This window comes from Psychrobacillus sp. FSL K6-4046 (genome assembly GCF_038624605.1).
GTDB lineage: Bacteria > Bacillota > Bacilli > Bacillales_A > Planococcaceae > Psychrobacillus.
Window position 1 is genome coordinate 2,100,521 of the sequence record NZ_CP152020.1, and the last position, 22,316, is coordinate 2,122,836.

Consider the following 22,316-nt stretch of genomic DNA (forward strand, 5'->3'; position numbering starts at 1 on the left):
TAAAGGCAAAGGTAGACTTATGTAAAATGGTATTAAAAAGTTTGTGAAAGAATGTATTTAAACTAACGCTCGAGGCTAGTTTAATGAATGGATCTACGTCAATATCCTGGACATAAAAAAGTTAAGTCTCTGTCAGAACGGCATCCAATCATGGAGCGTCCTGTACCCAGCGAAACCAGTCAAGTGAAAGACCGTACTTGACAGCTTTCGCTGGGTACAGGAAATACAAGCCATGGATGTCGTCCTGAAAAAATGTGTAGGTAGGGGTAAATCTGGAAAACTAGATGCCTTTGCTCTCAAACCGCTTCTTTTCGGCATAAGTCCTCTAATTGTTGAGGTGTTAGATAGTTAATAGCTCCATGAATTCGTTTTCGGTTGTACCACGACTCGATATAATGGAATAGGGTCAATCGGGCTGTTTCAAAATTGATATAACTAGATTGATATACCTCTTCTTTTTTCAAAATCGCATGAAAAGACTCGATACATGCATTGTCATATGGGCATCCTTTACGACTGAAAGATTGTTTGAATTTTGCTTCTTTCACTGCTTTTTCAAAGTCTTCACTAGTATACTGGCTGCCTAAATCGGTATGTAAGATTAGTCCTTCTTCTGGTTGTTGAACATCGATTGCGTTCGCTAAAGCTTGTAAAACAAGTTCTGTTGTCATCGATTTGGAAAAGGAATAGCCAACAATTTTTTTCGTGTGTAAATCTAGGACGGAAGCTAAATAACACCAGCCGTCTCTTAATGTATGAATATACGTAATATCTGCAACCCATTTTTCATTAATGGTCGTCGTTTCAAAATTTTGTTCTAACAGGTTTTCACGTTCCACCACTTGTCCAGTGGAGGAAGTTGGTCGGTACTTCTTCACGATCGTTGATCGAATTCCAGCCTTTTTCATGATTCGCTGCACTCGATTTAAGCTGAAATCGACCTTTTCTTGGGTTAACAGATAATGAATTTTTGGTGCACCATAGCGACCTTTACTCTCCGCATGTATAGTTTGTATGCGTGCTAAAACCGCTTCGTTTTCCATGGCATACGAAGATTTTACTTTATGGAACGACTGGTAATACGTACTTCTTGGCACTTTTAGCACATCACACATCAATTGGATAGGAAAGTGTTCTTTCTCCTTTTCGATATGGTCAATAATCTCTTGGTCTGTTACTTTCTTGCGAATATGGTCATAGCCTTTTTTAGGATGTCTACCTCCTGTTGAAGCCGAAGGTTTTCCTTTTGGATTTCTGCGATTTGTGACGGTGTTAAACCCCCACTGTTTTCGATTGGGGAATGTGTTTTAATCCATTTATAAATAGTTACTTCAGAAATACCATATTCGCTACTGAGATTACTCACAGGTGTACCAGATCTGTGGAGTTCGACAATTGTTTGTTTAAATTCTTGGTTATACCGTTTTTGTTTCATTCCGGACACGTCCTCTCTATTTATAGGATAGAGACTTAACTAACTTGTGTCCATACATCCATACTAGCATCAGAACTCAAAGCCTATATATTAATTTATTTCAAAATATGAATGTAATTTATGTTACAATTGGTTAATTATTGTAGGAGGTAAAAAATGAAAAAAAATATTTTTATAGCGATTGTATTTACTTTAGTAGCGATATTTTCCTTCACTATCACATCAGAAGCTTCATCAACACAAGTTATGTGGGGGAAAACGGAATTAAAAAAAGGTCAGATTGGTAAAGTAACACTTTACGCAGATGTGGCAACATATAAGGCGGATGGCTCTAGAGGAAAAGTGTTACCAGCAGGTGGAGAGTATCGTGTCTATACATTCCGTACAGATATATACGGAGGAGAATACGGTCTAGGGGACGGATTGTTTGTCAATATGTACAGTGCTTTAAAGTATGAAACGCCTTCTAAAGCAAAACTTGCATTATTAGTAGATTCTTCTACAAAAGTTATGTGGGGAAAAACGGAACTTAAAGCAGGTCAAATCGGAAAGGTTACAATCCTTAAGGAAACTACTTTATTTAAAGTAATTAATAGTGTTGATGGTGGCGAACCTGGTCTTGAACCTATCCGACAATTAATGCCTAACGAAGAATTCCGAGTGTATTCAGCTAAACAACCACTTGATGGATATGTTCCCATGTATGGTCTAGGTGGTGGGTATTATATTGTACAAAACAATACCATGTTAAATGGAGTTACTGTAAAGTATGAAACTCCATCTAGAGCAAAACTTGCATTACTGAATTAAAATAGTCACCGAAGGGGCTTTAGTAAAAAAATGCACATAAAAAGTGAGCTTGGAGATACATTTCCAGCTCACTTTTTATATGAATTTTAAATCACCCCTTACCTTTAACATAACCATGAAAATAAAGCGTAAAGCTAAATGTAAACCTTTTAAATGCTCCCATCTTAGTATTTCCACATAAATCACTTTTGTATAATTATTTATATAATATTCTATTTGAATTTTTCTAAACAATTATAAAAATATAAAAATATCTATTGACTTCAATAGAGCAGTGTAGTAAATTCTTTCTATAGTAAAAACGAAAAACTTAATAGATTATTATCTCTTATCAAGAGTAGCTGAGGGACTGGCCCGTTGAAGCTCGGCAACCATCTATACTAAAAAAGTATAGAAAGGTGCTAAATCCTGCAAAACATTTTGTTTTGGAAGATAAGAGAGGACAATACATATTTGTGTGCCTCTCTTTCTTTTGAAAGAGAGGCTTTTATATTTATTCGTTTTTATTAATACATATTCAGGAGGAATTACAATGAAAAAATTTAGCTTAGTGTTATCAGGAGTTTTATTAACAGGGTTGCTCTCGGCTTGTGGTGATGATGCTACATCAGGACCATTAGATGAAAATAAATTAGTTGTTGGCGTTACGTCAGGTCCACATGAACAAGTTACTGAGGTTGTTGCTGAAATTGCAGCACGTGATGGACTAGAAATTGAGATTAAGGCTTTTTCAGATTTCATACTTCCAAACACTGCCCTTGATGAAGGAAGCTTGGACGCAAACAGTTATCAAACTCTACCTTTTCTTGACTCATTTAACGAAAATAATGATACAGAGCTAGTACCAGTCGCTGAGACTATTTTACTTCCAATGGGCGTTTATTCTGAAAAGTATACATCCTTCGATGAACTGCCAGATGGAGCTACCTTTGGACTACCGAATGATCCAACACAAGGTGCACGAGCTTTAGACATATTAGAAGTAAATGGTTTTATCAAAGTGAAAGAAGGTAAAAAAGGAAATGCTTCTATTCATGACATTGAAGAAAACCCTAAAAACCTTGAATTCGTTGAATTAGAGGCAGCGCAAATAGTAAAACAGCTTAGTGAGGTCGATGCTGCAGCAATCAATTCCAATTATGCTTTAGAAGCTGGTATTAACCCTGGAGAAGAATCAATTTTGTTAGAGTCAGCTGATTCCCCATACGTTAACCATATTGTTGTTCGTAAGGAAAACGAAAATGATCCTGCCATCCAAAAATTCATTAAAGCATACCATTCCGACGAAGTTAGAGAATTTATTGAAGAAGAATTCCAAGGCTCCGCACTAGCAGGTTGGTAAATTAGAAAAGCGTAGGCGCCTATCTCTAATCGACAGGCAAATGGGAAAATGCGAGGAGGCAGGTCCACAGCCACCGGAGTATTTTCCCATTTGACCCCGAGGGGCAAGGCGCCGAAGCTAGACATCAAGAAAAACGCAAGCGTATAGCTCTGCCGGCGTTTCTTTAGAAAGGAAGATCATTCATGATAGTTTTAGAAAATATTACCAAAGAATTCAACAGTAAAAGTAGTACGGTAAAGGCTGTAAATAATGTAAGCATACACGTAAAAAAAGGTGAAATTCATGGGGTTATAGGCTATAGCGGTGCAGGGAAAAGCACGCTCATTCGCTGTGTTAATCTCTTAGAGAAACCAACATCCGGAAAAGTATACATAAACGGCAATAACATTACCCCCCTCCCCCCAGCGAAGCTACGTATGGTACGAAATAAAATAGGAATGATCTTTCAAGGATTTAACCTTCTAAAAACAGCAACTGTTTATGATAATATTGCCATTCCATTAAAGCTACTCGGCTATGATAAAACAGAAGTAAAAAGTAGAGTAGAAAAGTACTTAGAAATAGTTGGTTTATCTGATAAGTATAAAAGCTATCCAAACCAGCTTTCAGGAGGGCAAAAACAACGCGTCGCAATAGCTAGAGCCCTTGCACAGGAACCCGAAGTACTATTAAGCGATGAAGCAACAAGTGCATTGGATCCTGAAACTACTGATTCCATTTTGGATTTGCTATTAAAAATAAATAAAGAGCTGGGTATCACTATTCTACTAATCACTCATGAGATGAATGTCATTCAAAAAATATGTGATCATGTGTATGTAATGGAAAAAGGAGAAGTTGTCGAAGCAAACACTGCGATTAACCTTTTTACAAAGCCAAAGCATCCAACAACAAAGAAGTTTTTAAGCACAATCAGTCAACGAAATCTATCCTCGTCTCTAATTTCTCAGCTCCATGTAACAGGTGCTGTTACACGTTTAACTTTCGTTGGAGAAAGCACTGGTAAGCCCTTAATAGCAGAGGTTAGCCAAAGATTTGAAGTCCAGCCTAATATATTAACCGCCAATATCATCGAGTTGAAAAATGGGATTGTGGGTAATATTGTCATCCATTTAGTCGGAGACCCGGACCAAGTTCAGTCTGCAATCCAATTTCTAAACGAACGCGGTGTTGAAACAGAAAACTTGGAGGTGCACTCATGAGTGGAATTGAACAATTTACCAATCAATGGCTCCCATTAATCGGAAAAGCCACCATAGAAACTTTCCAAATGGTAGGGATTTCTTTATTAATCTCCATCCTAATCGGTATTCCCTTAGGTATACTGATTGTTTTAACGAGACCTGGGCAAGCATTACAAAATGCAATCGTATACCAGTTAAGTAACCTTCTCATAAATGTTATTCGTTCTATACCATTTATCATTCTATTATTTTTTATCCTACCATTTACGAAATTCCTTGTTGGTACGACCATCGGTGTGAAAGGTGTTATCGTTCCGCTAGTTATTTATACTGCGCCCTACATCGCCCGTCTGATGGAGTCCGCCCTTTTGGAAGTTCAAAATGGAGTAATTGAAGCTTATACAGCCATGGGGATCAAAACACGGTTCATTATATGGCATGTGCTGCTGCGAGAGGCCCGACCATCTATCATATTAGGATTAACAATTGCAACGGTTGGATTAATAGGAGCAACTGCTATGGCTGGCATGGTCGGCGCTGGTGGTTTAGGAGATTTAGCTTATCGTTATGGACATTTACGTTATGAAACGGACGTTATGTATGTCATAGTGGTGATCTTAATTATTTTAGTTCAAGGCATTCAGTCTCTCGGCAACCGATTAGCTGCAAGATTAAAAAAGGACTAATTATTAAATCCATTCGTATAAAGAAAGTTTTAAACTAGTACTCCATGAGAGGTGAATACGTTGAGTAACGCTAAAAACAATGACCTACTATTAGGCAATATAGATAATAATGAACAGTATCCAATTGACTTTAACGAATTAGAGAAGGCTGCAAAAGAAGCATTAGAGGCTGGTCCCTTTGGTTATATTCGATCATCTGCTGGTGGAGAAGAAACCTATCGAAAAAATATAAATAGTTTTTCGAAGTATTCAATCGTTCCACGATTTTTAAATGATGTATCTACCCTAAATACCGAAGTAACAATACTTGGTAAAACGTATCCTCACCCCCTCTTCATCGCTCCAGTTGGAGTAAATAAAATTGCACATGAAGATGGAGAAATTGCTGTGGCAAAGGCTGCAGCTAATTATGAGTTTCCTTACATACAAAGTACTGTGTCAAGCTTTTCTATTGAAGAGATTGCTGCCGCAACTCCCGGAAGCTCAAAATGATTCCAGCTCTACTGGTCATCTAACAAAGAGATAGCGTTTAGTATGGCTAAACGTGCAGAAGCTGCCGGCTATGAAGCAATCGTCCTGACAGTAGACACGGTGATGCTCGGTTGGCGAGAAGAAGATATTCGCAACCAGTTCTCTCCTTTAAAGCGCGGCTTTGGCCAAGGTAATTATGCTTCAGACCCTATTTTTATGGCTGCTTTACCAGAGCATTCTCAGGGGGCTATCGTTGATAGTATTTTAGAGAATATATATCATCCTACCTTGAACTGGAATGATATTGATGAGCTAAGGAACCACGTCTCCCTCCCGATTTTGATCAAAGGGATCCTCCATCCAGAGGATGCCAAGCTAGCAGTTGAACAAGGAATAGACGGCATCATTGTCTCTAACCACGGTGGACGGCAACTGGATGGCGTTATTGCCAGTATTGATGCACTTCCTGGTATTGTAGAAGCTATTGATGGAAGAATTCCTGTTTTATTTGACAGTGGTATTAGACGAGGCTCTGATGCTGTAAAGGCTCTAGCTCTTGGTGCCTCTGCTGTATGTATCGGTCGCCCCTTCGTTTGGGGGCTAGCTGCTGGAGGACAACTAGGTGTAGAAAGAGTCCTAGAGAATCTCCTGCAAGAGACAAAGGTTTCTATCTCCTTGGCTGGTGTTCGTAATATGAAAGAGCTCCAGCACATGATGGTTACGAAAGAATAACGAGATTAGATGAACAATCAAACAAATAATGAAAACCCCCGTTCTATGAAAATGGGGGTTTTTGTGTCTATCAAATGATCGGTACATGGTACAAACACATTTAGGAAAAAATTAGTATTTATTTATTTTTATATAATGTTTGTTCCAGTTTTGTTCGACATACCGGTATGCTCAAGCTAGAATGCCGATACAATGTATGACACCCTTTAGCCATTTGTTTTTCTGAAGCACCCTTAGTCCCTACCTGTATGTCAGTTTACATTTTAGACATTAATCGTTTGGCAATGGCTTGGAATTCCTCTGGACCGATTCCAGGAGCGAACTCTTCCGGGAGAGATTCTAATTCAGGAATTTTATAGCCTTTAGGACTACCTTCCTTCACAATTAATTGGTCCCCACTTGTAGGATTCTTACCCTTCCAGATTTTATCAATGTCTTTATAATCGCCTACGTTGTTCCATGTAAAAAGCACATTCCCATATCCTAAATCCTCGTATTTTCGTGCCTGATCAAACGCACGATTATCAAGGTTAGGAATTGGCAACATTTTAGTTACATCTACACCTGTAGCTATTTCAAGGGCTTTTGCATAAGCGATAATATGCGTCCCTCCACGAACTAATAAATATCCGATCATTTCCCTAGCAGTTGGGTGATCAGTCATTTCATATACTCTCATTTTATGGGTTCTTGCACCACATTCCAAAAAGAAATTATGCAAAAGATCTAATACTAGGTTACCACTAGAAAATACATAATCTCCTCTCCAAGGATTTCCCATGGAATCTCCGGCTAAGGAGGTTTGAGCATTGGCTATAAAAGCATAAGTGTTTCGCATATTTTTGGCATCTTGTAGTGGTGCCACATCTGGGTCTCCACTGAAGCTAGTTCCTTTATATAATAGATTTATCGTATTGGAGACGAGCTCCACATGACCAAATTCCTCCGCTGTTATACTGGCCACCAAATCATAGAATGGTTTTAGCTTAGTTTTGCCACGGAAGTTAAAGGATTGATACATATAGTTGTTAAGTGTCGACATTTCACCAAATTTACCACCTAAGAGCTCCTGCACAGCGGAAGCCGCATTTGCATCTCCATATTCTAAATTGGGCAATTCAATCAACAATTTATCTACTCTATTAAACAATTAACCATCCTTTCATTTAGATATGTTCGGAGAAATCCAAACGATAGCTTGTATACGTACATAAAAAGGAACTCCACCTACATTCACGACAAGGTGATCTGGAGCGACTGCTGTCAATTTTCCTTGAAGGATATTTTTAGTCGTTTGCACTGCAATATTAGTGCCTATTAAACTTTCTGCTGCTTGGAATACATAACCATCAAACGGACTTACAAACTCCACGCTACTTCTTTCATTCAACTTCCATCATCCCTTCTTTGCATTCATATTAGTTTATGAGAAAATGTAGTATATGGTCACATTACTCAATAACTTAAGAAAAGGAAGAGAAAATGATTAAAAGACTTTTGGTAACTGGGTATAAAGCCCATGAATTAGGGATATTTAATGATAGCCATCCTGGAGTTCCTATTATAAAAAAAGCGATTGAGAGTCAAATGCGTGCTCTCCTTGATGAAGGACTGGAATGGGTTATTCTTAGTGGACAGCTAGGCGTGGAAACATGGGCAGCAGAGCTAGTAGTGGAGCTAAAGAAGGAATTTCCCCAGCTAAAATATTCTATTATTACACCCTTCTTGGAACAAGAGAAAAATTGGAATGAGCAGAAGAAGGAAAACTATCAAAGGCTTATTGCACTTGCTGATTTTCATACAAGCGTGACAAAAAAGCCTTATGAGGCGCCGTGGCAATTTATCGAAAAAAACAAATTTCTCATTAGAAATACGGATGCCATGTTAATCATTTATGATGACGAAAATGAAGGATCACCAAAATTTATTAAAAAACTTGCTCAAAGTTATGCAGAAAATAATAACTACCCTATAATTAGTATTGACGCATACGACTTACAAGTAATTGCAGATGAAGAAAGGAACGATTATATATGATAAAAAAGAAACTAACTCAAAAAATTACGGAACATGCAGGAGAAAGTCTCTCACTGACGAAAGAAGAGCACGACTATGCTTTAACTAATGAACTTTTATCGGATACTGCCAGTATATCCGTAATCGAAAGCGACAAACTATTTGAAAATGCAATCATTGAAAGATTCGATAAAGAAACAGAGGAATTAATCTCAAAAGAATCTAACGCCTTTTTAAAAACTCCTATTTCTCATTTTAAAGAAAAAATGAACGAGTTTATGTACTTAGAGACTCCTCATTTCGAAACATTAAGTGTAGACGCTATCGCCTTTGAGTACGATGAAGTATTTGAAGTATATACAGCCATGTTTGGACTATCCGTACAAAAGAAACACGGGGACGCACTAAAAGCATATTTGAACGAACACTTTGATGGAAAAGCAATGAATTACAGTGTCATGTTCTCTGCTGGAGATGGCCTGTGGGAAGTCAATCTACCTTTAAATTATATTGACGGATTTAACACGAATTATACAATAGAAGAAACATACCAGTTTTTGTATCGCTTCCTGTTCTCATTAGTAGCTTCAACCGAAAACTAAATGCATACATAATCGTGATTCCCCAAAAATCACGATTATTTTATTTCAAAAGTGTTACAGGTGCCTGGCACCTGTAACACTTTCTTTTAACTTAGCGTGCATACATATTTTTGTTTGTTCTGTTCACACTAATTTAGATGTTTCAATACATCTTAATGGAGGAGGAGAATAGATTGGATAACACATACAGTCAAAATCACAGTGAAACGATGAATGGGCAAACGGTTGTACCTCATTTTAATCATGGTGCGCACGAATTAATGGATGTACATGAGGTATTGTCTGCAGCAATCGGTGCATTAAACTTGAGCACCATTTTACGTCCACACGTGAAGGATCAGGAATTATTAAGCATTCTAGACCGTCAGTATGCTTTTGCTTTAGACGAGTATAATATGCTGGTGGAATGCTTTAAAACTGGGAAAGACCCTTCACATCGCACTGCATCTTATAAGATGGCCACGCAAAATGATTTTACTTATGGTCTAAAACCGTCATCACAACCTAAAAAACCTATCCAAAGTGCTTCAGAGATAAATGACGAAATGATCTCCGGTTATTTGTTAAGCTCTGCTAAAGCTGGAGCTGCTGGTAAGGTTCCTGCAGCGCTAGAAGCTACTAACCCAGTTGTGCGAAGAGTCCTTCAGGATTCAATCCCTAACTGTATTGAGATGGCTTACGAGCTTTCCATTTATCAAAACAAGCATGGGTATTATCAAGTACCTCGCTTCGAAGAACAAACTATGGAGCAAATCTTAAACGCGTACGGTACTGCTCAAGGTCCAATGTACAAAATGCAATAGTAACCTAAATAGGCGCTTTCTGTTCCCCTTAAGGACAGAAAGCGTTTATTTCTTAATAGTATTTTGTCTTTCCTCACCCTTTTCCAGTATAATAAAATAAAGCCATATTAATGAAAAGGTGAAGATAGATATGCAAGTTGCTATTTTTGATTTTGATGGAACGTTATATGAGGAAGAGACTTTCAAGCTGCTAATGAATCACTTAAAGGTGCACCCGACCTATCATCCGCAATATAAACGTTTTTATAGATCCATCGTCCCGCCTTATATTGCCAATAAACTTAAGCTTTATCCAACTACTAGTATGAGAAAACGGTCCATGCAATTATATCTAGAGGCTTTTGAAGGAAGAACACAAGATGAGATGTATCAATACTTTGACGAATTAAAAGAGCAAATGCAGCAAAGCTTCAATAAAAAGGTTTTAGAAAAATTGAATGCTCACCAGCAAGAAAATGTACATATTTATCTAGTCTCAGGTGCTTACACCCAATTTTTAGAACGTGTCACAGAAGGAATTACATTTACCGATATCATCGGAACGGAAATCATATATAAAGATAACTATGTGTATACAAAGTCTCCACTAGAGCATGTAAATGGCGTGATGAAGACGAAAAAGCTACTAGAAAGACTAGAAGGACAAGAAATAGATTGGGAAAACAGCTATGCATACGGAGATAGCTATTCAGATCTACCTGTCCTTGAATTAGTCGGCAATCCTGTAGCTGTAAAGCCTGAGGAAAAACTTCGAGCTGTTGCTCAAGAACGAGGATGGGAAATACTTAGATAGAGAAACTTTTATGTTAGACAGATTCTCACAAATTGATGCAACACAGCCTTAAAGCTATCTAATCAATGATGATTGGATAGCTTTTTTTATGTGACCGACCGATTTTGCTCAATAACCGACCGATTATTTGGCAGAACCGACCGATTTTGCTCAGAAACCGACCGATAATTGGACAGAACCGACCGTTTGTCAAATATATAATAAAAACTAACATATATTTCTATCAAAAAAAGACCTGCTAAGAATTAATCCTTAACAAGTCATCCAAAAACTACATCCTCACATTAATATCCTTCTTATATAAATAGTCTTTAATCTCCGAAATAGTATAGTCTCCATAGTGGATCATCGAGGCAACTAAAGCTGCATCTGCTTTTCCATCTGTAAACACTTCTTCGATATGATCTAAAGTACCAGCTCCACCAGAAGCAATAATTGGCACATTTACTTTCTCAGATAGTAGCTTAATAAGCTCCACATCATAGCCATTTTTCATACCGTCCTTATGAATACTTGTACAAATAATCTCTCCTGCTCCAAGGTCAGTTGCTTGCTGTGCCCACTCTACTACATCCATTCCTGTTTTCTCATGTCCTGAATGTGTGTATACTTCCCATCTGATAATTTCATTGTTCTCATTATAAATTGGCATGGCATCCAATCCTAGCACCACACATTGCTTACCGAATATATCTGCCGCTTCTCTTAAAAGCTCTGGTCGCTGTACAGCAGCGGAGTTAACCCCTACCTTATCTGCTCCAGCGCGAAGCAACCTTTTAAAGTCATCTATCGTTCGAACACCGCCAATTACCGAAAAAGGTATGTATACTTGCTCTGCGACTCGACGAATCCAATCTATCTTTAAGTCTTGGTTTTTTAACGAAGCAGTAGTATCCAGATAGATTAACTCATCCGCCCCATCCTCTGAATATTTCTTCCCTAGCTCTGCTGGATCTCCAATTATCGTAGGGTTTCTGAATTGTACATATTTTACTGCTTTATCTCCTAAAACATCTATTGCAGGAACAATTCGTTTTCTAAGCATGCTCGTCAACTCCTTGCTTGCAGTAATTGTCTAGCAATTGAATGCCGTGTTTACCACTTTTTTCTGGATGGAATTGTACACCCATCACCTGGGAATTTCCGATCGCACATGCAAAGTCAGGTCCATAATTTGTCACACCGATTATGTGATCCTCTATGCTAGGCTGTGCGTAATAGGAATGAACAAAATAGAAGTCCGTGTTATCTGGAATATCTTGAAACAAGAAATGATTTTGCACATCCTGCACTTGATTCCAACCCATATGTGGAACTTTTTCCGCCTCTTCACCAAACAAAGGGACTGTTCCTGGTAGAAACCCTAAGCACGGAACATTACCTTCCTCACTAGTCTCTAAAAGAAGCTGCATTCCTAAGCAAATTCCTAAAAGAGGTGTCCCCTTATCAACTTCTGCCCGTAAATAGTCACTTAAGCCTGTCTCATTTAAAACATCCATGGCCACCTTGGCATTTCCCACACCAGGTAGGATTAGCTTTTCTATTTCATCATCGTGCTCGCTAGGTTTGGTGATAAGCTTAATCTGATAACCAAGGCGAGTAATTGCCTTAACCACACTATGTAAATTCCCTGCTCCATAATCTATTATGCCAATCATGCTGTTCCCCCTCTTCAATCTCTTACTTTTATTATGCCATCAGTTGACAGAAAATAAAAGAAAAACTTTAGTCTGCTAATATGATAGCGTAATAAAAGAAAGAAAAAACGAGAGACCCCTTATAAGTCTCCCGCACCACGATTATTTAACAAACGATTTATTCATAACGAAATCATTTACTCTTTTAGCAACCTCTTGCCCTTCTTTAATAGCCCAGACAATCAAGCTTTGACCCTTCCTAGCGTCTCCTGCTGCAAATACACCTTCCACATTCGTTGTATAATCTTTAGCCGAGGCAACGATACGTTTGTTTAACACCTTTACACCAAACTGGTCCGCCAAAGGAGTTTCTGGACCTTCAAACCCTATAGCTACAAAAACAAATTGTGCAGGCCATACTTTCTCAGATCCTGGAACTTCTTTAAAAAAGTAGAAACCATCTTCCCCTAATATTTTTTCCATTTGAACGGTATGAAGCTCTTTCAGTTTGCCATCTTTATCTTTGATCATCTTTTTTGTTTGAATTAAGTACTCCCGTGGATCCTTGCCGTATTTTGCATTGGCTTCCTCATATGCATATTCCAATTTATAAATATTTGGGTCTGTAGGCCATTGGTTATCCGCTGCTCGCACTGCAGGTAGCTGTGGATGCTTACCGAATTGTACGACACTTCTACAATTTTGACGTATAGCTGTTGCCACACAGTCTGCTCCAGTGTCACCACCACCAATCACAATGACGTCCTTCCCCTTTGTATTAATAAACTGACCGTCTGCAAAGTTGGAGTCTAATAAACTTTTAGTAGTTGAAGTCAAATAGTCCATTGCCATATAAACTCCATCTGCATCACTTCCATCCATGTGGAGGGCACGCTGTTTCTGTGCACCAATACATAAGATAATTGCGTCGTATTGAAGTTTTAGCTCCTCCGCTGTAACATCCTTACCTACCTCAGTGTTTAAAACGAAGTCGATGCCCTCCTGCTGAAGCAGGTGAACTCTTCTCTCTACTATTTCTTTTTCAAGCTTCATATTTGGAATGCCATACATGAGAAGCCCACCTGCACGGTCAGCACGCTCGTAAATAGTAACCGAGTGACCTGCCTGATTTAAATTGTCTGCACTCGCCAACCCAGCAGGACCAGATCCAATAATAGCAATTTTCTTTCCAGTACGAACCGACGGGATCCTTGGTGTGATCCATCCATTTTCAAAGCCTTTGTCAATAATCGTTCTTTCTATATTCTTAATGGAAACTGCAGGATCCGTAATAGCTAGCGTACAAGAGCCTTCGCACGGTGCTGGACATACTCGACCAGTGAACTCTGGAAAGTTATTGGTCATTAATAATCTTTCTAAAGCTTCCTGCCACTTCCCACGATAAACTAAATCGTTCCACTCTGGGATTAGGTTATTAATTGGGCACCCAGCTGTCGCACCTCTGATTTCAATACCCATATGGCAAAATGGAGTTCCACAATCCATGCATCTTGCACCTTGTTTACGAAGAGATTCATCCGAAAGTTTGGATGCATATTCCTCCCAGTTTTTTATACGCTTAAGAGGAGCTACTTCCTTGGCTTTTTCTCGTTTATATTCTATAAACCCAGTTGGTTTACCCATATTGAAACTCCTCCTTTCCTTAAATGGCTCTTATTTTTCTCCACAGCAGCAAATGTTTTATAGACTCTTATTACTTCAGAAGCGTAGGTTTCTTTTCTACTTTTTTTGTAGATGTTGATAAGAATGCCTTCATCGCTGCCTCGTCTGTAGTCAGTCCTTCATTTTTAAATGTTGCAATTCTTTCTAGCATCTTTTTATAGTCGTTAGGTACAACCTTTACGAATTTGTGAACTGTATCTTCCCATTTGTCCAAGATATTCATAGCCTTTGTGCTTCTTGTATAATAATAATGATCCATGATTAGCTGCCTTACACTATGAATCTCTTCTTTAGACTGAAGTTTCTCAAAACCAATCATTTCCATATTACATTTAAACTTGAATCCTTCTATATCATCCACTAGCACGTAGGCAATACCACCAGACATACCCGCTCCAAAATTTTTGCCTACATCACCTAGAATAACTGCTCTACCACCTGTCATGTATTCACAGCCATGATCTCCGATTCCTTCAACGATAACATCGGCTCCACTATTTCTCACTGCAAAACGTTCTCCAGCACGACCGTTAATGAATACGGAACCATTAGTTGCTCCGTATAATGCAACGTTACCAGCTATAACATTTTGTTCTGCTGTTCCCGATAACGGAGAAGTAACTACAAGCTTCCCGCCTGAAATTCCTTTACCAAAATAGTCATTTACATCCCCGTTCACAAACATTGTCATTCCTTGTGGGATATATGCTCCAAAGCTTTGACCTGCCGCACCTTTAAAGCGTAGAGTAATCGAGTCATCTGGTAAGCCGCTTGCTCCGTATTTCTTAGAGATTTCACTCCCTATAATAGTACCTACAACCCGATCAGTATTAGCAATGGTGTAGTTTAAATCTACCTTCGTTTTATGAATGATAGCTTTTTCTACTTGTGGCAGTAACTCTCTGATATCAAATGACTTTTCAAGCTGATGGTCTTGAGCTTGTTTGCAAGTACGGTCCCCACTCACTTGATAAAGCAATACAGATAGATCTAATTGCTGCGCTTTCCAATGAGCCTTCGCTCGCTCGCTAACTTCTAATAGATCCGTTCTACCAACCAATTCATCTACAGTTCGAATACCAAGTAAAGCCATATACTCTCTTACTTCCTCTGCTACAAACTTCATGAAGTTTACAACATAGTCCGCAGACCCACTAAACTTATCTCTTAGCTCTGGATTTTGTGTTGCTATTCCAACCGGACAAGTATCCATATGGCAAGCACGCATCATCACACATCCAAGTACAATTAGGGGAGCTGTTGCAAAACCAAATTCTTCTGCTCCTAACAAGGCAGCCATAACGACATCCTTACCAGTCATGAGTTTGCCATCTGTTTCAAGGACTACTTTGTTTCGCAACCCATTTAGCATTAATGTTTGATGAGCTTCCGCAAGGCCTAACTCCCAAGGTAACCCTGTATGCTTAATACTTGTTTTCGGAGACGCTCCCGTTCCACCATCGTACCCACTAACTACAATTACATCTGCTGCACCTTTAGCCACACCAGCTGCAATCGTTCCTACGCCAGATTTTGCAACTAGCTTCACACTAATCCTAGCTGAGCGATTTGCATTTTTTAAGTCATGAATCAGTTGGGCCATATCCTCGATTGAATAGATATCATGATGTGGAGGTGGAGATATTAAACCTACCCCTGTCGTCGAGCCTCTGACATCTGCTACCCATGGGTATACTTTATTTCCTGGAAGCTGACCGCCTTCACCCGGCTTTGCTCCTTGAGCCATTTTAATTTGAAGCTCATCGGCTTCAACCAAGTAGTGGCTGTTTACTCCAAAACGGCCGGAAGCAATTTGTTTAATAGAGCTACGACGATTATCTCCATTGGTATCTAACACATATCGATTCGGATTTTCTCCGCCCTCTCCACTGTTACTTTTCCCTCCAAGACGATTCATCGCGATCGCTAACGTTTCATGAGCTTCTTGGCTTAATGAACCAAATGACATCGCACCTGTCTTAAATCTCTTTACAATGGAGTCCACTGATTCTACTTCATCTAGTGGAATCTTTTTCGACCCCTTTTTAAAAGTAAGAAGATTTCTTAAAAAGCCGATTCTCTCTTCATTTGCCATTTCTGCATACTGACGATAAAGTCCATAGTCTCCTCGTCGCGTTGCCCACTGAAGGGTATGAATTGTTTTCGGATTAAAGGCATGGTGCTCTCCTGTACTTCTCCATTGGAAATCACTGCCTGAATCTAAAGCATCGACAGTAGATTCTACTGCTAATAGATGTCTTCGAATCGCTTCTTCGCGAATCGTTTCCAGGCCGATACCACCAAGCTGAGAAATTGTGCCTGTGAAATAGTTTTCAATGACGTCATGGCCAATACCTATCGCTTCAAATATTTGCGCACCTCGATAGCTTTGTACCGTGGATATTCCCATTTTAGACATTACCTTAACGACGCCTTCTGCTACACCTTTGCTATACTTAGCAACTGCAGCGTCATAGGTGCTTTCTAAATGGCCATCATGGATTGCCTCCGCTATAGTTGCATATGCAAGATAAGGATTAATCGCGTCCACCCCATATCCGATGAGAGCAGCAAACTGATGGACCTCTCTTGCTTCCCCGGATTCAACGATTATACTCACCTTCGTACGGTTTCCTGTACAGAGCAAGTGCTGATGCAGGTTACTGGCTGCCAACAGAACAGGTATAGTCGGTTGAGACGCATTTAATGATCTATCTGACAAAATGATAAGCGATACGTTCTTATCTATTAGCTCATCTGCTTCTTTAGAGATCCTCTCTAAATCTTTTTCCAAATCTTCAAACATATTAATATATATAGTGCCGCTTCGGAAACTTTCATCCTTCAAATCCTTTATGGATTGAAGCTGTCCATTCGTTAAAACAGGTGTTTCCAAATAGATTCGACGAGCATTGAGCTCTCCAGGGTTAAGTAAGTCACCTTCTGCACCAAGCAACGTCATCGTAGAGGTAACAATATGTTCCCGGATAGAATCGATTGGTGGATTAGTTACTTGTGCAAATAACTGTTTAAAATAATTGAAAAGAGATTGCGGTCTATCGGATAGAACAGCTAACGGAGTATCGTTCCCCATTGAACCAATAGGGTCTTTTCCTTCTATCGCAATTGGCAGAATGTATTTGTGTATATCCTCATACGTATAACCAAATGCCTTTTGACGGAACAATAGGTCCTCTACATTTTCCTGTATATCTTCCTCAGCTATTACCTTGTATTGATGATCATTTAACCACTGCTGATATGGTTGTGCTCTTGCCATTTCAGATTTTATTTCCTCGTCTGAAATAATTCTTTGTTGCTCCAAATCAATTAACAGCATTCTTCCTGGGCTTAAACGTTCCTTATAAAGAATATTTTCTTCTTCAATATCAACTACTCCAACCTCAGAAGAAAAAATAATATAGTCATCTTTTGTGACATAATAACGCGCCGGCCTTAAACCATTGCGGTCTAAAATAGCCCCAATTTGCTTTCCATTCGTAAATGAAATAGCTGTTGGACCATCCCATGGCTCCATTAAAGAGCTGTGGTAAGCATAAAATGCTTTTTTCTCTTGTGAAATGTGAGGATTCTCTGTCCACGGCTCTGGGATAAGCATCATTGCCGTATGCGCCGGAGACCTGCCAGCTAAAACAAAAAATTCAAATGCATTGTCGAGCATAGATGAATCACTTCCACTAGGGTCAATCACAGGAAGTAGTTTTTCTAAATCATCACCAAAGGCATCCGAAACGAATTGTTGCTCACGGGCCTTCATCCAGTTGACATTACCTCGTAGCGTATTTATTTCCCCGTTATGAACGATGTAGCGATTTGGATGAGCACGCTCCCAGCTTGGGAATGTGTTTGTGCTGTAACGAGAGTGTACTAAAGAAAATGCCGAAGTGAACAGTTCATCTTGTAAATCTACATAAAACTCGTCTACTTCTTTAGGAGTTAACATTCCTTTAAAAACGATTGTCTGACTAGAAAGACTTGGACAGTAGAATTTTTTCGCTTCCTGCTGTGCCCAATGCTCTACTAGTTTTCTAATGACATACAGCTTGCGCTCGAACGCTAGCGAGTCTTGAAAGTCTTTAGCCTTGATGAATACTTGTCGCACTACAGGTGCAGTTTCACTAGCGGATTCACTTAACTTACTCTTATCAGTAGGAACTGTCCTCCAACCAATGAGCTCTTGACCTTCAGCAATAATCGTTTCATTTATTTTTAGTTCTATCGCCTGTCTTTCCTCATCATCCTGAGTAAAAAACAACATTCCTACTCCATATTGTCCTTTTTCTGGAAGGTCCCATTGGCTGCAAACAACCCGAAAAAAAACATCAGGTATTTGCACCATGAGCCCTGCTCCATCTCCAGTTTGGCCATCACTGCCTTTTCCTGCACGATGGTCTAACCGACATAACATTTCTAAGCCTTTTTTTACTATATCGTGTGTCGGTAAGCCTTTTATATTAGCATATAAACCTATCCCACAGGCGTCATGCTCTAATTCAGGATTATACATGCCCTGCGCTCCAGGTAATTGGTGAAATGTCATGCAATCGACCTCCATTTTCCAAAAAAGTGTGTTAGGAACATTGTATGTTTTCAAAATAATATAAACAATATATAATTTGGATATAAACAATCTACTTTTGAGATAGGTTAGGAGAAAACTATGGAAATCAGGCAATTAAGATACTTTAAAGAAGTCGCAGAAAGAGAACATATTTCGGATGCAGCTATTCATTTACACGTAGCACAGTCTGCAGTTAGTAGACAAATCGCTAATCTAGAAAGTGAACTGGGTGTGGAATTATTCGAACGTATTGGGCGAAATGTAAAATTAACGCCAATAGGTAAGATTTTTTTAGAGCATTGCATGTCTGCCCTACAAGCAATCGATTTTGCCAAAAAACAAATTGATGAGTATCTAGATCCAGAAAAAGGAACTATTAAAATCGGTTTCCCAACTAGTTTGGCTGGTCATTTACTCCCCACAGTTATTTCTGCCTTTAAAAAGGAGCATCCTAACGTAGCATTCCAGTTGAGACAAGGTTCTTATAATCATTTAATCGAGGCAGTCAAAAAACGAGATATTAATATCGCTTTTTTAGGTCCACTTCCTCCAAAGGATAATACTATTAATACCACCATTTTGTTTTCGGAAAACTTTTCTGTACTAGTACCTACGAATCATCGCTTTGCAAAAAGAGAAAAGATCCCCTTAATTGATATGAGAGAAGAAGACTTTGTTTTATTTCCAAAAGGATATATATTGCATAAACTTGTTTATGATGCTTGTCATTCCGTAGGGTTTACACCTAAAAGTTCATCTGTTGGAGAAGATATGGTTGCCATAAAAGGTCTAGTTGCTGCCGGTGTAGGAATCACGATACTACCAGACAGTACTTTCTATGACTCTATCCCTAGATTTACAACTAAGGTTCCACTAATATCTCCACCACTCCAAAGGACAGTAGGTATGATTAGTCCAGTGACTAGGGATTTGTCACCATCAGAAAAGGTATTCCACGACTTTACCATACAGTTCTTCAAGCTATTGAACCAATATCAGTGAGACCATTTAATAGTTCCTTATTGCTATATTGTGGTAAAATAAATAGAAGAGAATGTAGAAATGTGAGGTAGGAAATTTGAAAAAAAAGAATGGAAAAAACGAATTGCGAGAATGGATCGGAGCAATTGGAATTGCTGTTTTGCTTGCCTTTGGGATACGCTTCTTTTTATTTATACCTATAGAAGTGGAAGGTGCTTCTATGCTTCCTACCTTTGAAAATGGAGATAAGGTTATGGTCAATAAAATCGGCCCTAAATTTAATGACTATGAGCGATTTGATGTTATTGTTTTTAAGGTTAATAAGGACACTAATTACATCAAGCGAGTTATAGGTTTACCTGGCGACCATATTACCTATAAAGATGATGAGCTTTTAATAAATGGAAAAAAATACGATGAGCCTTATTTAGATGAATTGAAAAAAGAATTAATTGATCATGGCACGCTAACCCAGGACTTTACCCTTGAAGACTACTTGGGTGAAGTAGTAGTACCAGAGGGTTCGTTATTTGTACTTGGAGACAATAGGCGCTTTAGTAATGACAGCCGAGAGCCTAGTGTTGGGTTCATATCTATGGATATAGTACTAGGTACCGTGAACATGACGTATTATCCTTTAAATAACTTCGGTTTTATTAAGTAGTATAGGCGGCGTGAGAATAAACTAGTAGTTCATTTATTTTTAATTTTGTTAGCATAGGGCTAGTTCCCTTATAGACACTTTTTAAGATTCTATTTTAGTGAATTTTGATCTAGGCAGCTAGTTGGATTAAGACATTTTATTTCCTATTAAATATAGTTGGAAATAATCACTCCCGAAAATGAAAAGCCCTGAAATTTTACTGTTGTAAAATTTCAGGGCTTTATTTTTGTCTGATGTTTAAGATAAAACTTTGCAAATAGTATTTAGTAATTATATAACCTTAAAGCTTATTACTCATGGGGTACATGCTAAATTATATTAGAATCGAGCCTAAACTATTGTTGAATAATATCATTATTATTTCACTATCATTTACAAGTATTACAAGTGCCAGGCACCTGTAATACTTGTAATATAAAGGTTTTTGTGAATGGGGGAGTACTCTTTTACTCTATTAACCTACTATTGAATTTGCAATAATTAGCATAATCAAAGAAGTTCCCCACGCTATAGTTGTTGGTACAGACCAAACTAAAATTTGTTCTTTTAGTTTGGTTATACCTAACATACGATTAACAACCCAGAATAAAGAATCGTTGAAATATGAAAACAACATCGCTCCTAGTGCTGCAGCTTGAGCCGCCAAAACTAAGTTAACGTCAAGATTAGCTAGGATCGGAGCAGAAATAGAAGCGGCTGTTATCATTGCAACGGTCCCGCTTCCTTGTATTAATCGTACAATAGAAGCGATAAAGAATGGCACAAGTATTGCAGGCAATGGTAAACCAGCTATGATTTCAGCTAAATAATCTCCAGTACCACTGTCACGCAACACTGTACCTAGAGCGCCCCCAGCACCTGTAACTAGCAGGATAATACCAGCAGTTGTCATACCCTCTTCCATTCTTTCTAACGCTTCGTCTTTTTTCATCTGATTAGCTAACCCATAAATCGCTACAACTAATCCAAGGGCTAATGCGATAATCGGTTGTCCAAGGAACAACACATATTCCCAAACCCCTCCTGTTATTTCTAAAGCGGTTAGCGTAGTATTCAAGAATATTAATATGATTGGCAATAATATTGGTAAAAATGAAATAAAGAAAGATGGTAGTTCTTTTTCTCGGTCAGCAGAAGCAGCTAAAAAATCTTTATACACCATCTCGGAAGAATCCTTACGCACAAATCCTTCTCCATCTTCTTCTGGAACTTGGTAGATTCTTTTACCAACCCATTTTGCATAAAAAACACCTATTATAATAATTGGAATTGCAAATATTAATCCCCAAAGGATCATTTCCCCTATATCTACTCCAAAAATACCTGCTACTCCTAATGGACCTGGTGTCGGTGGAACTGCATGGTGAGTTGCAGCTAAACCAATCGCTAAAGCAACACCCAGTGTCACTACGGATTTACCAGTTTTACGTGATAATGACTTTACTAAAGGATTTAAAATGACAAATGCCGAATCAACGAAAATTGGAATTGATACAAAATAACCAGCAATCGCCATTGCCCATTCTTCCTTCTTCTTTCCAACTACTCTAATTAACGTATAAGCAAGCTTTTCAGCTGCTCCAGTTACTTCTAAAATTCTACCCATCATAACCCCTAGCCCTACTACAATCCCTATAGAAGCTAGTGTGTTACCAAAACCACTTGTAATAGAGTTAACTACTTTTAATGGCTCCATCCCGCCGATAAGTCCTGTAATAGAAGCAGCAATAAGTAAAGCTAAAAAAGCATGAATCTTTGTTTTTAACACAAGTAAAATTAAAACAGTAACACCGATAACTAACCCCAATAACATTTGCATTTCTAAAACCATCTCTGAAACCCCTTTCAATTATGTATAATTAAATAGAAAAGGGGTTTCCCCCTTTCCTTTCTAC

18 protein-coding genes, 1 pseudogene and 1 riboswitch are annotated in these 22,316 nt (G+C 38.6%); of the genes and pseudogenes, 11 read left to right on the forward strand and 8 right to left on the reverse strand.

From position 1 onward, the window contains the following. Positions 1–296 precede the first annotated feature (296 nt). Positions 297–1,435 (reverse strand): IS3 family transposase gene (locus MKY09_RS10400; protein WP_169361557.1). Its coding sequence is split into 2 segments (ribosomal slippage): positions 297–1,210 and positions 1,210–1,435, totalling 1,140 coding nucleotides; the frame shifts between segments, so codons are not numbered across the junction. A 156-nt stretch (positions 1,436–1,591) separates the two neighbouring features. Here MKY09_RS10400 and MKY09_RS10405 point away from each other — a divergent pair. The 5 genes and pseudogenes from MKY09_RS10405 to MKY09_RS10425 all read left to right on the forward strand — a co-directional run bounded on the left by MKY09_RS10405 (position 1,592) and on the right by MKY09_RS10425 (position 6,660). Beyond that, positions 1,592–2,245 carry a hypothetical protein gene (locus MKY09_RS10405; protein WP_298471739.1) on the forward strand — a complete coding sequence of 218 codons (654 nt, stop codon included), beginning with the start codon at positions 1,592–1,594 and terminating at the stop codon, positions 2,243–2,245. A gap of 325 nt (positions 2,246–2,570) precedes the next feature. Continuing rightward, positions 2,571–2,684, forward strand: a riboswitch (SAM riboswitch). A gap of 93 nt (positions 2,685–2,777) precedes the next feature. Then, on the forward strand, positions 2,778–3,587 hold the full coding sequence (locus MKY09_RS10410) for a MetQ/NlpA family ABC transporter substrate-binding protein (protein WP_298471742.1): 810 nt from the start codon (positions 2,778–2,780) through the stop codon (positions 3,585–3,587). A 182-nt stretch (positions 3,588–3,769) separates the two neighbouring features. Further along, entirely contained in the window at positions 3,770–4,789 is a 1,020-nt protein-coding gene (locus MKY09_RS10415) for an ATP-binding cassette domain-containing protein (protein ID WP_342566619.1), read from the forward strand. After that, positions 4,786–5,457, forward strand: coding sequence for a methionine ABC transporter permease (locus MKY09_RS10420; protein ID WP_169361491.1), 672 nt, complete (start codon positions 4,786–4,788; stop codon positions 5,455–5,457). Before MKY09_RS10415 ends, MKY09_RS10420 begins: the two co-directional genes overlap by 4 nt. Before the next feature lie 60 nt (positions 5,458–5,517). Then, positions 5,518–6,660, forward strand: a pseudogene (locus MKY09_RS10425) (alpha-hydroxy-acid oxidizing protein). A 256-nt stretch (positions 6,661–6,916) separates the two neighbouring features. Here the strand turns inward: MKY09_RS10425 and MKY09_RS10430 are convergent. After that, complete coding sequence (locus MKY09_RS10430; RefSeq protein ID WP_342560692.1) at positions 6,917–7,810, reverse strand: manganese catalase family protein; 894 nt, start codon at positions 7,808–7,810, stop codon at positions 6,917–6,919. Between the two features lie 12 nt (positions 7,811–7,822). Then, entirely contained in the window at positions 7,823–8,050 is a 228-nt protein-coding gene (locus MKY09_RS10435; RefSeq protein ID WP_169361494.1) for a YuzF family protein, read from the reverse strand. Between the two features lie 92 nt (positions 8,051–8,142). Between MKY09_RS10435 and MKY09_RS10440 the strand changes: the two genes are divergently transcribed. From MKY09_RS10440 to MKY09_RS10455, 4 genes are all read left to right on the forward strand, one after another. Next, entirely contained in the window at positions 8,143–8,697 is a 555-nt protein-coding gene (locus tag MKY09_RS10440; RefSeq protein WP_342560691.1) for a DUF1273 domain-containing protein, read from the forward strand. Continuing rightward, positions 8,694–9,278 (forward strand): branched-chain amino acid aminotransferase, encoded by a 585-nt coding sequence (locus MKY09_RS10445; protein WP_342560690.1) that lies wholly within the window; start codon positions 8,694–8,696, stop codon positions 9,276–9,278. Before MKY09_RS10440 ends, MKY09_RS10445 begins: the two co-directional genes overlap by 4 nt. Before the next feature lie 209 nt (positions 9,279–9,487). Next, entirely contained in the window at positions 9,488–10,081 is a 594-nt protein-coding gene (locus MKY09_RS10450; protein WP_205964174.1) for a spore coat protein, read from the forward strand. A gap of 130 nt (positions 10,082–10,211) precedes the next feature. Beyond that, a complete protein-coding gene (locus MKY09_RS10455) occupies positions 10,212–10,874 on the forward strand; it encodes an HAD-IB family hydrolase (RefSeq protein WP_298471760.1) in 663 nt (220 codons plus the stop codon). 271 nt (positions 10,875–11,145) lie between these two features. On the opposite strand, the gene hisF is transcribed toward MKY09_RS10455, so the two are convergent. The 4 genes from hisF to gltB form a co-directional block, all read right to left on the reverse strand. Next, positions 11,146–11,919, reverse strand: a complete 774-nt coding sequence (gene hisF / locus MKY09_RS10460; RefSeq protein ID WP_298471763.1) for an imidazole glycerol phosphate synthase subunit HisF — start codon at positions 11,917–11,919, stop codon at positions 11,146–11,148. Beyond that, entirely contained in the window at positions 11,912–12,532 is a 621-nt protein-coding gene (hisH, locus tag MKY09_RS10465) for an imidazole glycerol phosphate synthase subunit HisH (protein WP_298471766.1), read from the reverse strand. The genes hisF and hisH overlap by 8 nt, the downstream gene beginning before the upstream one ends. Before the next feature lie 141 nt (positions 12,533–12,673). Beyond that, positions 12,674–14,155 carry a glutamate synthase small subunit gene (gene gltD / locus MKY09_RS10470; protein WP_342566620.1) on the reverse strand — a complete coding sequence of 494 codons (1,482 nt, stop codon included), beginning with the start codon at positions 14,153–14,155 and terminating at the stop codon, positions 12,674–12,676. Positions 14,156–14,225: 70 nt separating this feature from the next. Continuing rightward, positions 14,226–18,755, reverse strand: a complete 4,530-nt coding sequence (gene gltB, locus MKY09_RS10475; protein WP_342566621.1) for a glutamate synthase large subunit — start codon at positions 18,753–18,755, stop codon at positions 14,226–14,228. A gap of 120 nt (positions 18,756–18,875) precedes the next feature. On the opposite strand from gltB, the gene MKY09_RS10480 reads away from it, so the two are divergent. Together MKY09_RS10480 and lepB are read left to right on the forward strand one after the other, a co-directional pair. Further along, positions 18,876–19,778 carry a LysR family transcriptional regulator gene (locus MKY09_RS10480; RefSeq protein WP_340883674.1) on the forward strand — a complete coding sequence of 301 codons (903 nt, stop codon included), beginning with the start codon at positions 18,876–18,878 and terminating at the stop codon, positions 19,776–19,778. A 76-nt stretch (positions 19,779–19,854) separates the two neighbouring features. After that, a complete protein-coding gene (lepB, locus tag MKY09_RS10485; protein WP_340883675.1) occupies positions 19,855–20,421 on the forward strand; it encodes a signal peptidase I in 567 nt (188 codons plus the stop codon). Between the two features lie 454 nt (positions 20,422–20,875). On the opposite strand, the gene MKY09_RS10490 is transcribed toward lepB, so the two are convergent. Beyond that, positions 20,876–22,252, reverse strand: coding sequence for a gluconate:H+ symporter (locus MKY09_RS10490; protein WP_342560682.1), 1,377 nt, complete (start codon positions 22,250–22,252; stop codon positions 20,876–20,878). Positions 22,253–22,316 lie beyond the last annotated feature (64 nt).

Bases quoted from the DNA above. Each gene is read 5' to 3' on its own strand.
- MKY09_RS10405 (WP_298471739.1), top strand. From the start codon at position 1,592: ATGAAAAAAAATATTTTTATAGCGATTGTATTTACTTTAGTAGCGATA.
- MKY09_RS10410 (WP_298471742.1), top strand. From the start codon at position 2,778: ATGAAAAAATTTAGCTTAGTGTTATCAGGAGTTTTATTAACAGGGTTG.
- MKY09_RS10415 (WP_342566619.1), top strand. From the start codon at position 3,770: ATGATAGTTTTAGAAAATATTACCAAAGAATTCAACAGTAAAAGTAGT.
- MKY09_RS10420 (WP_169361491.1), top strand. From the start codon at position 4,786: ATGAGTGGAATTGAACAATTTACCAATCAATGGCTCCCATTAATCGGA.
- MKY09_RS10440 (WP_342560691.1), top strand. From the start codon at position 8,143: ATGATTAAAAGACTTTTGGTAACTGGGTATAAAGCCCATGAATTAGGG.
- MKY09_RS10445 (WP_342560690.1), top strand. From the start codon at position 8,694: ATGATAAAAAAGAAACTAACTCAAAAAATTACGGAACATGCAGGAGAA.
- MKY09_RS10450 (WP_205964174.1), top strand. From the start codon at position 9,488: ATGAATGGGCAAACGGTTGTACCTCATTTTAATCATGGTGCGCACGAA.
- MKY09_RS10455 (WP_298471760.1), top strand. From the start codon at position 10,212: ATGCAAGTTGCTATTTTTGATTTTGATGGAACGTTATATGAGGAAGAG.
- hisF (WP_298471763.1), bottom strand. From the start codon at position 11,919: ATGCTTAGAAAACGAATTGTTCCTGCAATAGATGTTTTAGGAGATAAA.
- hisH (WP_298471766.1), bottom strand. From the start codon at position 12,532: ATGATTGGCATAATAGATTATGGAGCAGGGAATTTACATAGTGTGGTT.
- gltD (WP_342566620.1), bottom strand. From the start codon at position 14,155: ATGGGTAAACCAACTGGGTTTATAGAATATAAACGAGAAAAAGCCAAG.
- gltB (WP_342566621.1), bottom strand. From the start codon at position 18,755: ATGACATTTCACCAATTACCTGGAGCGCAGGGCATGTATAATCCTGAA.
- MKY09_RS10480 (WP_340883674.1), top strand. From the start codon at position 18,876: ATGGAAATCAGGCAATTAAGATACTTTAAAGAAGTCGCAGAAAGAGAA.
- MKY09_RS10490 (WP_342560682.1), bottom strand. From the start codon at position 22,252: ATGGTTTTAGAAATGCAAATGTTATTGGGGTTAGTTATCGGTGTTACT.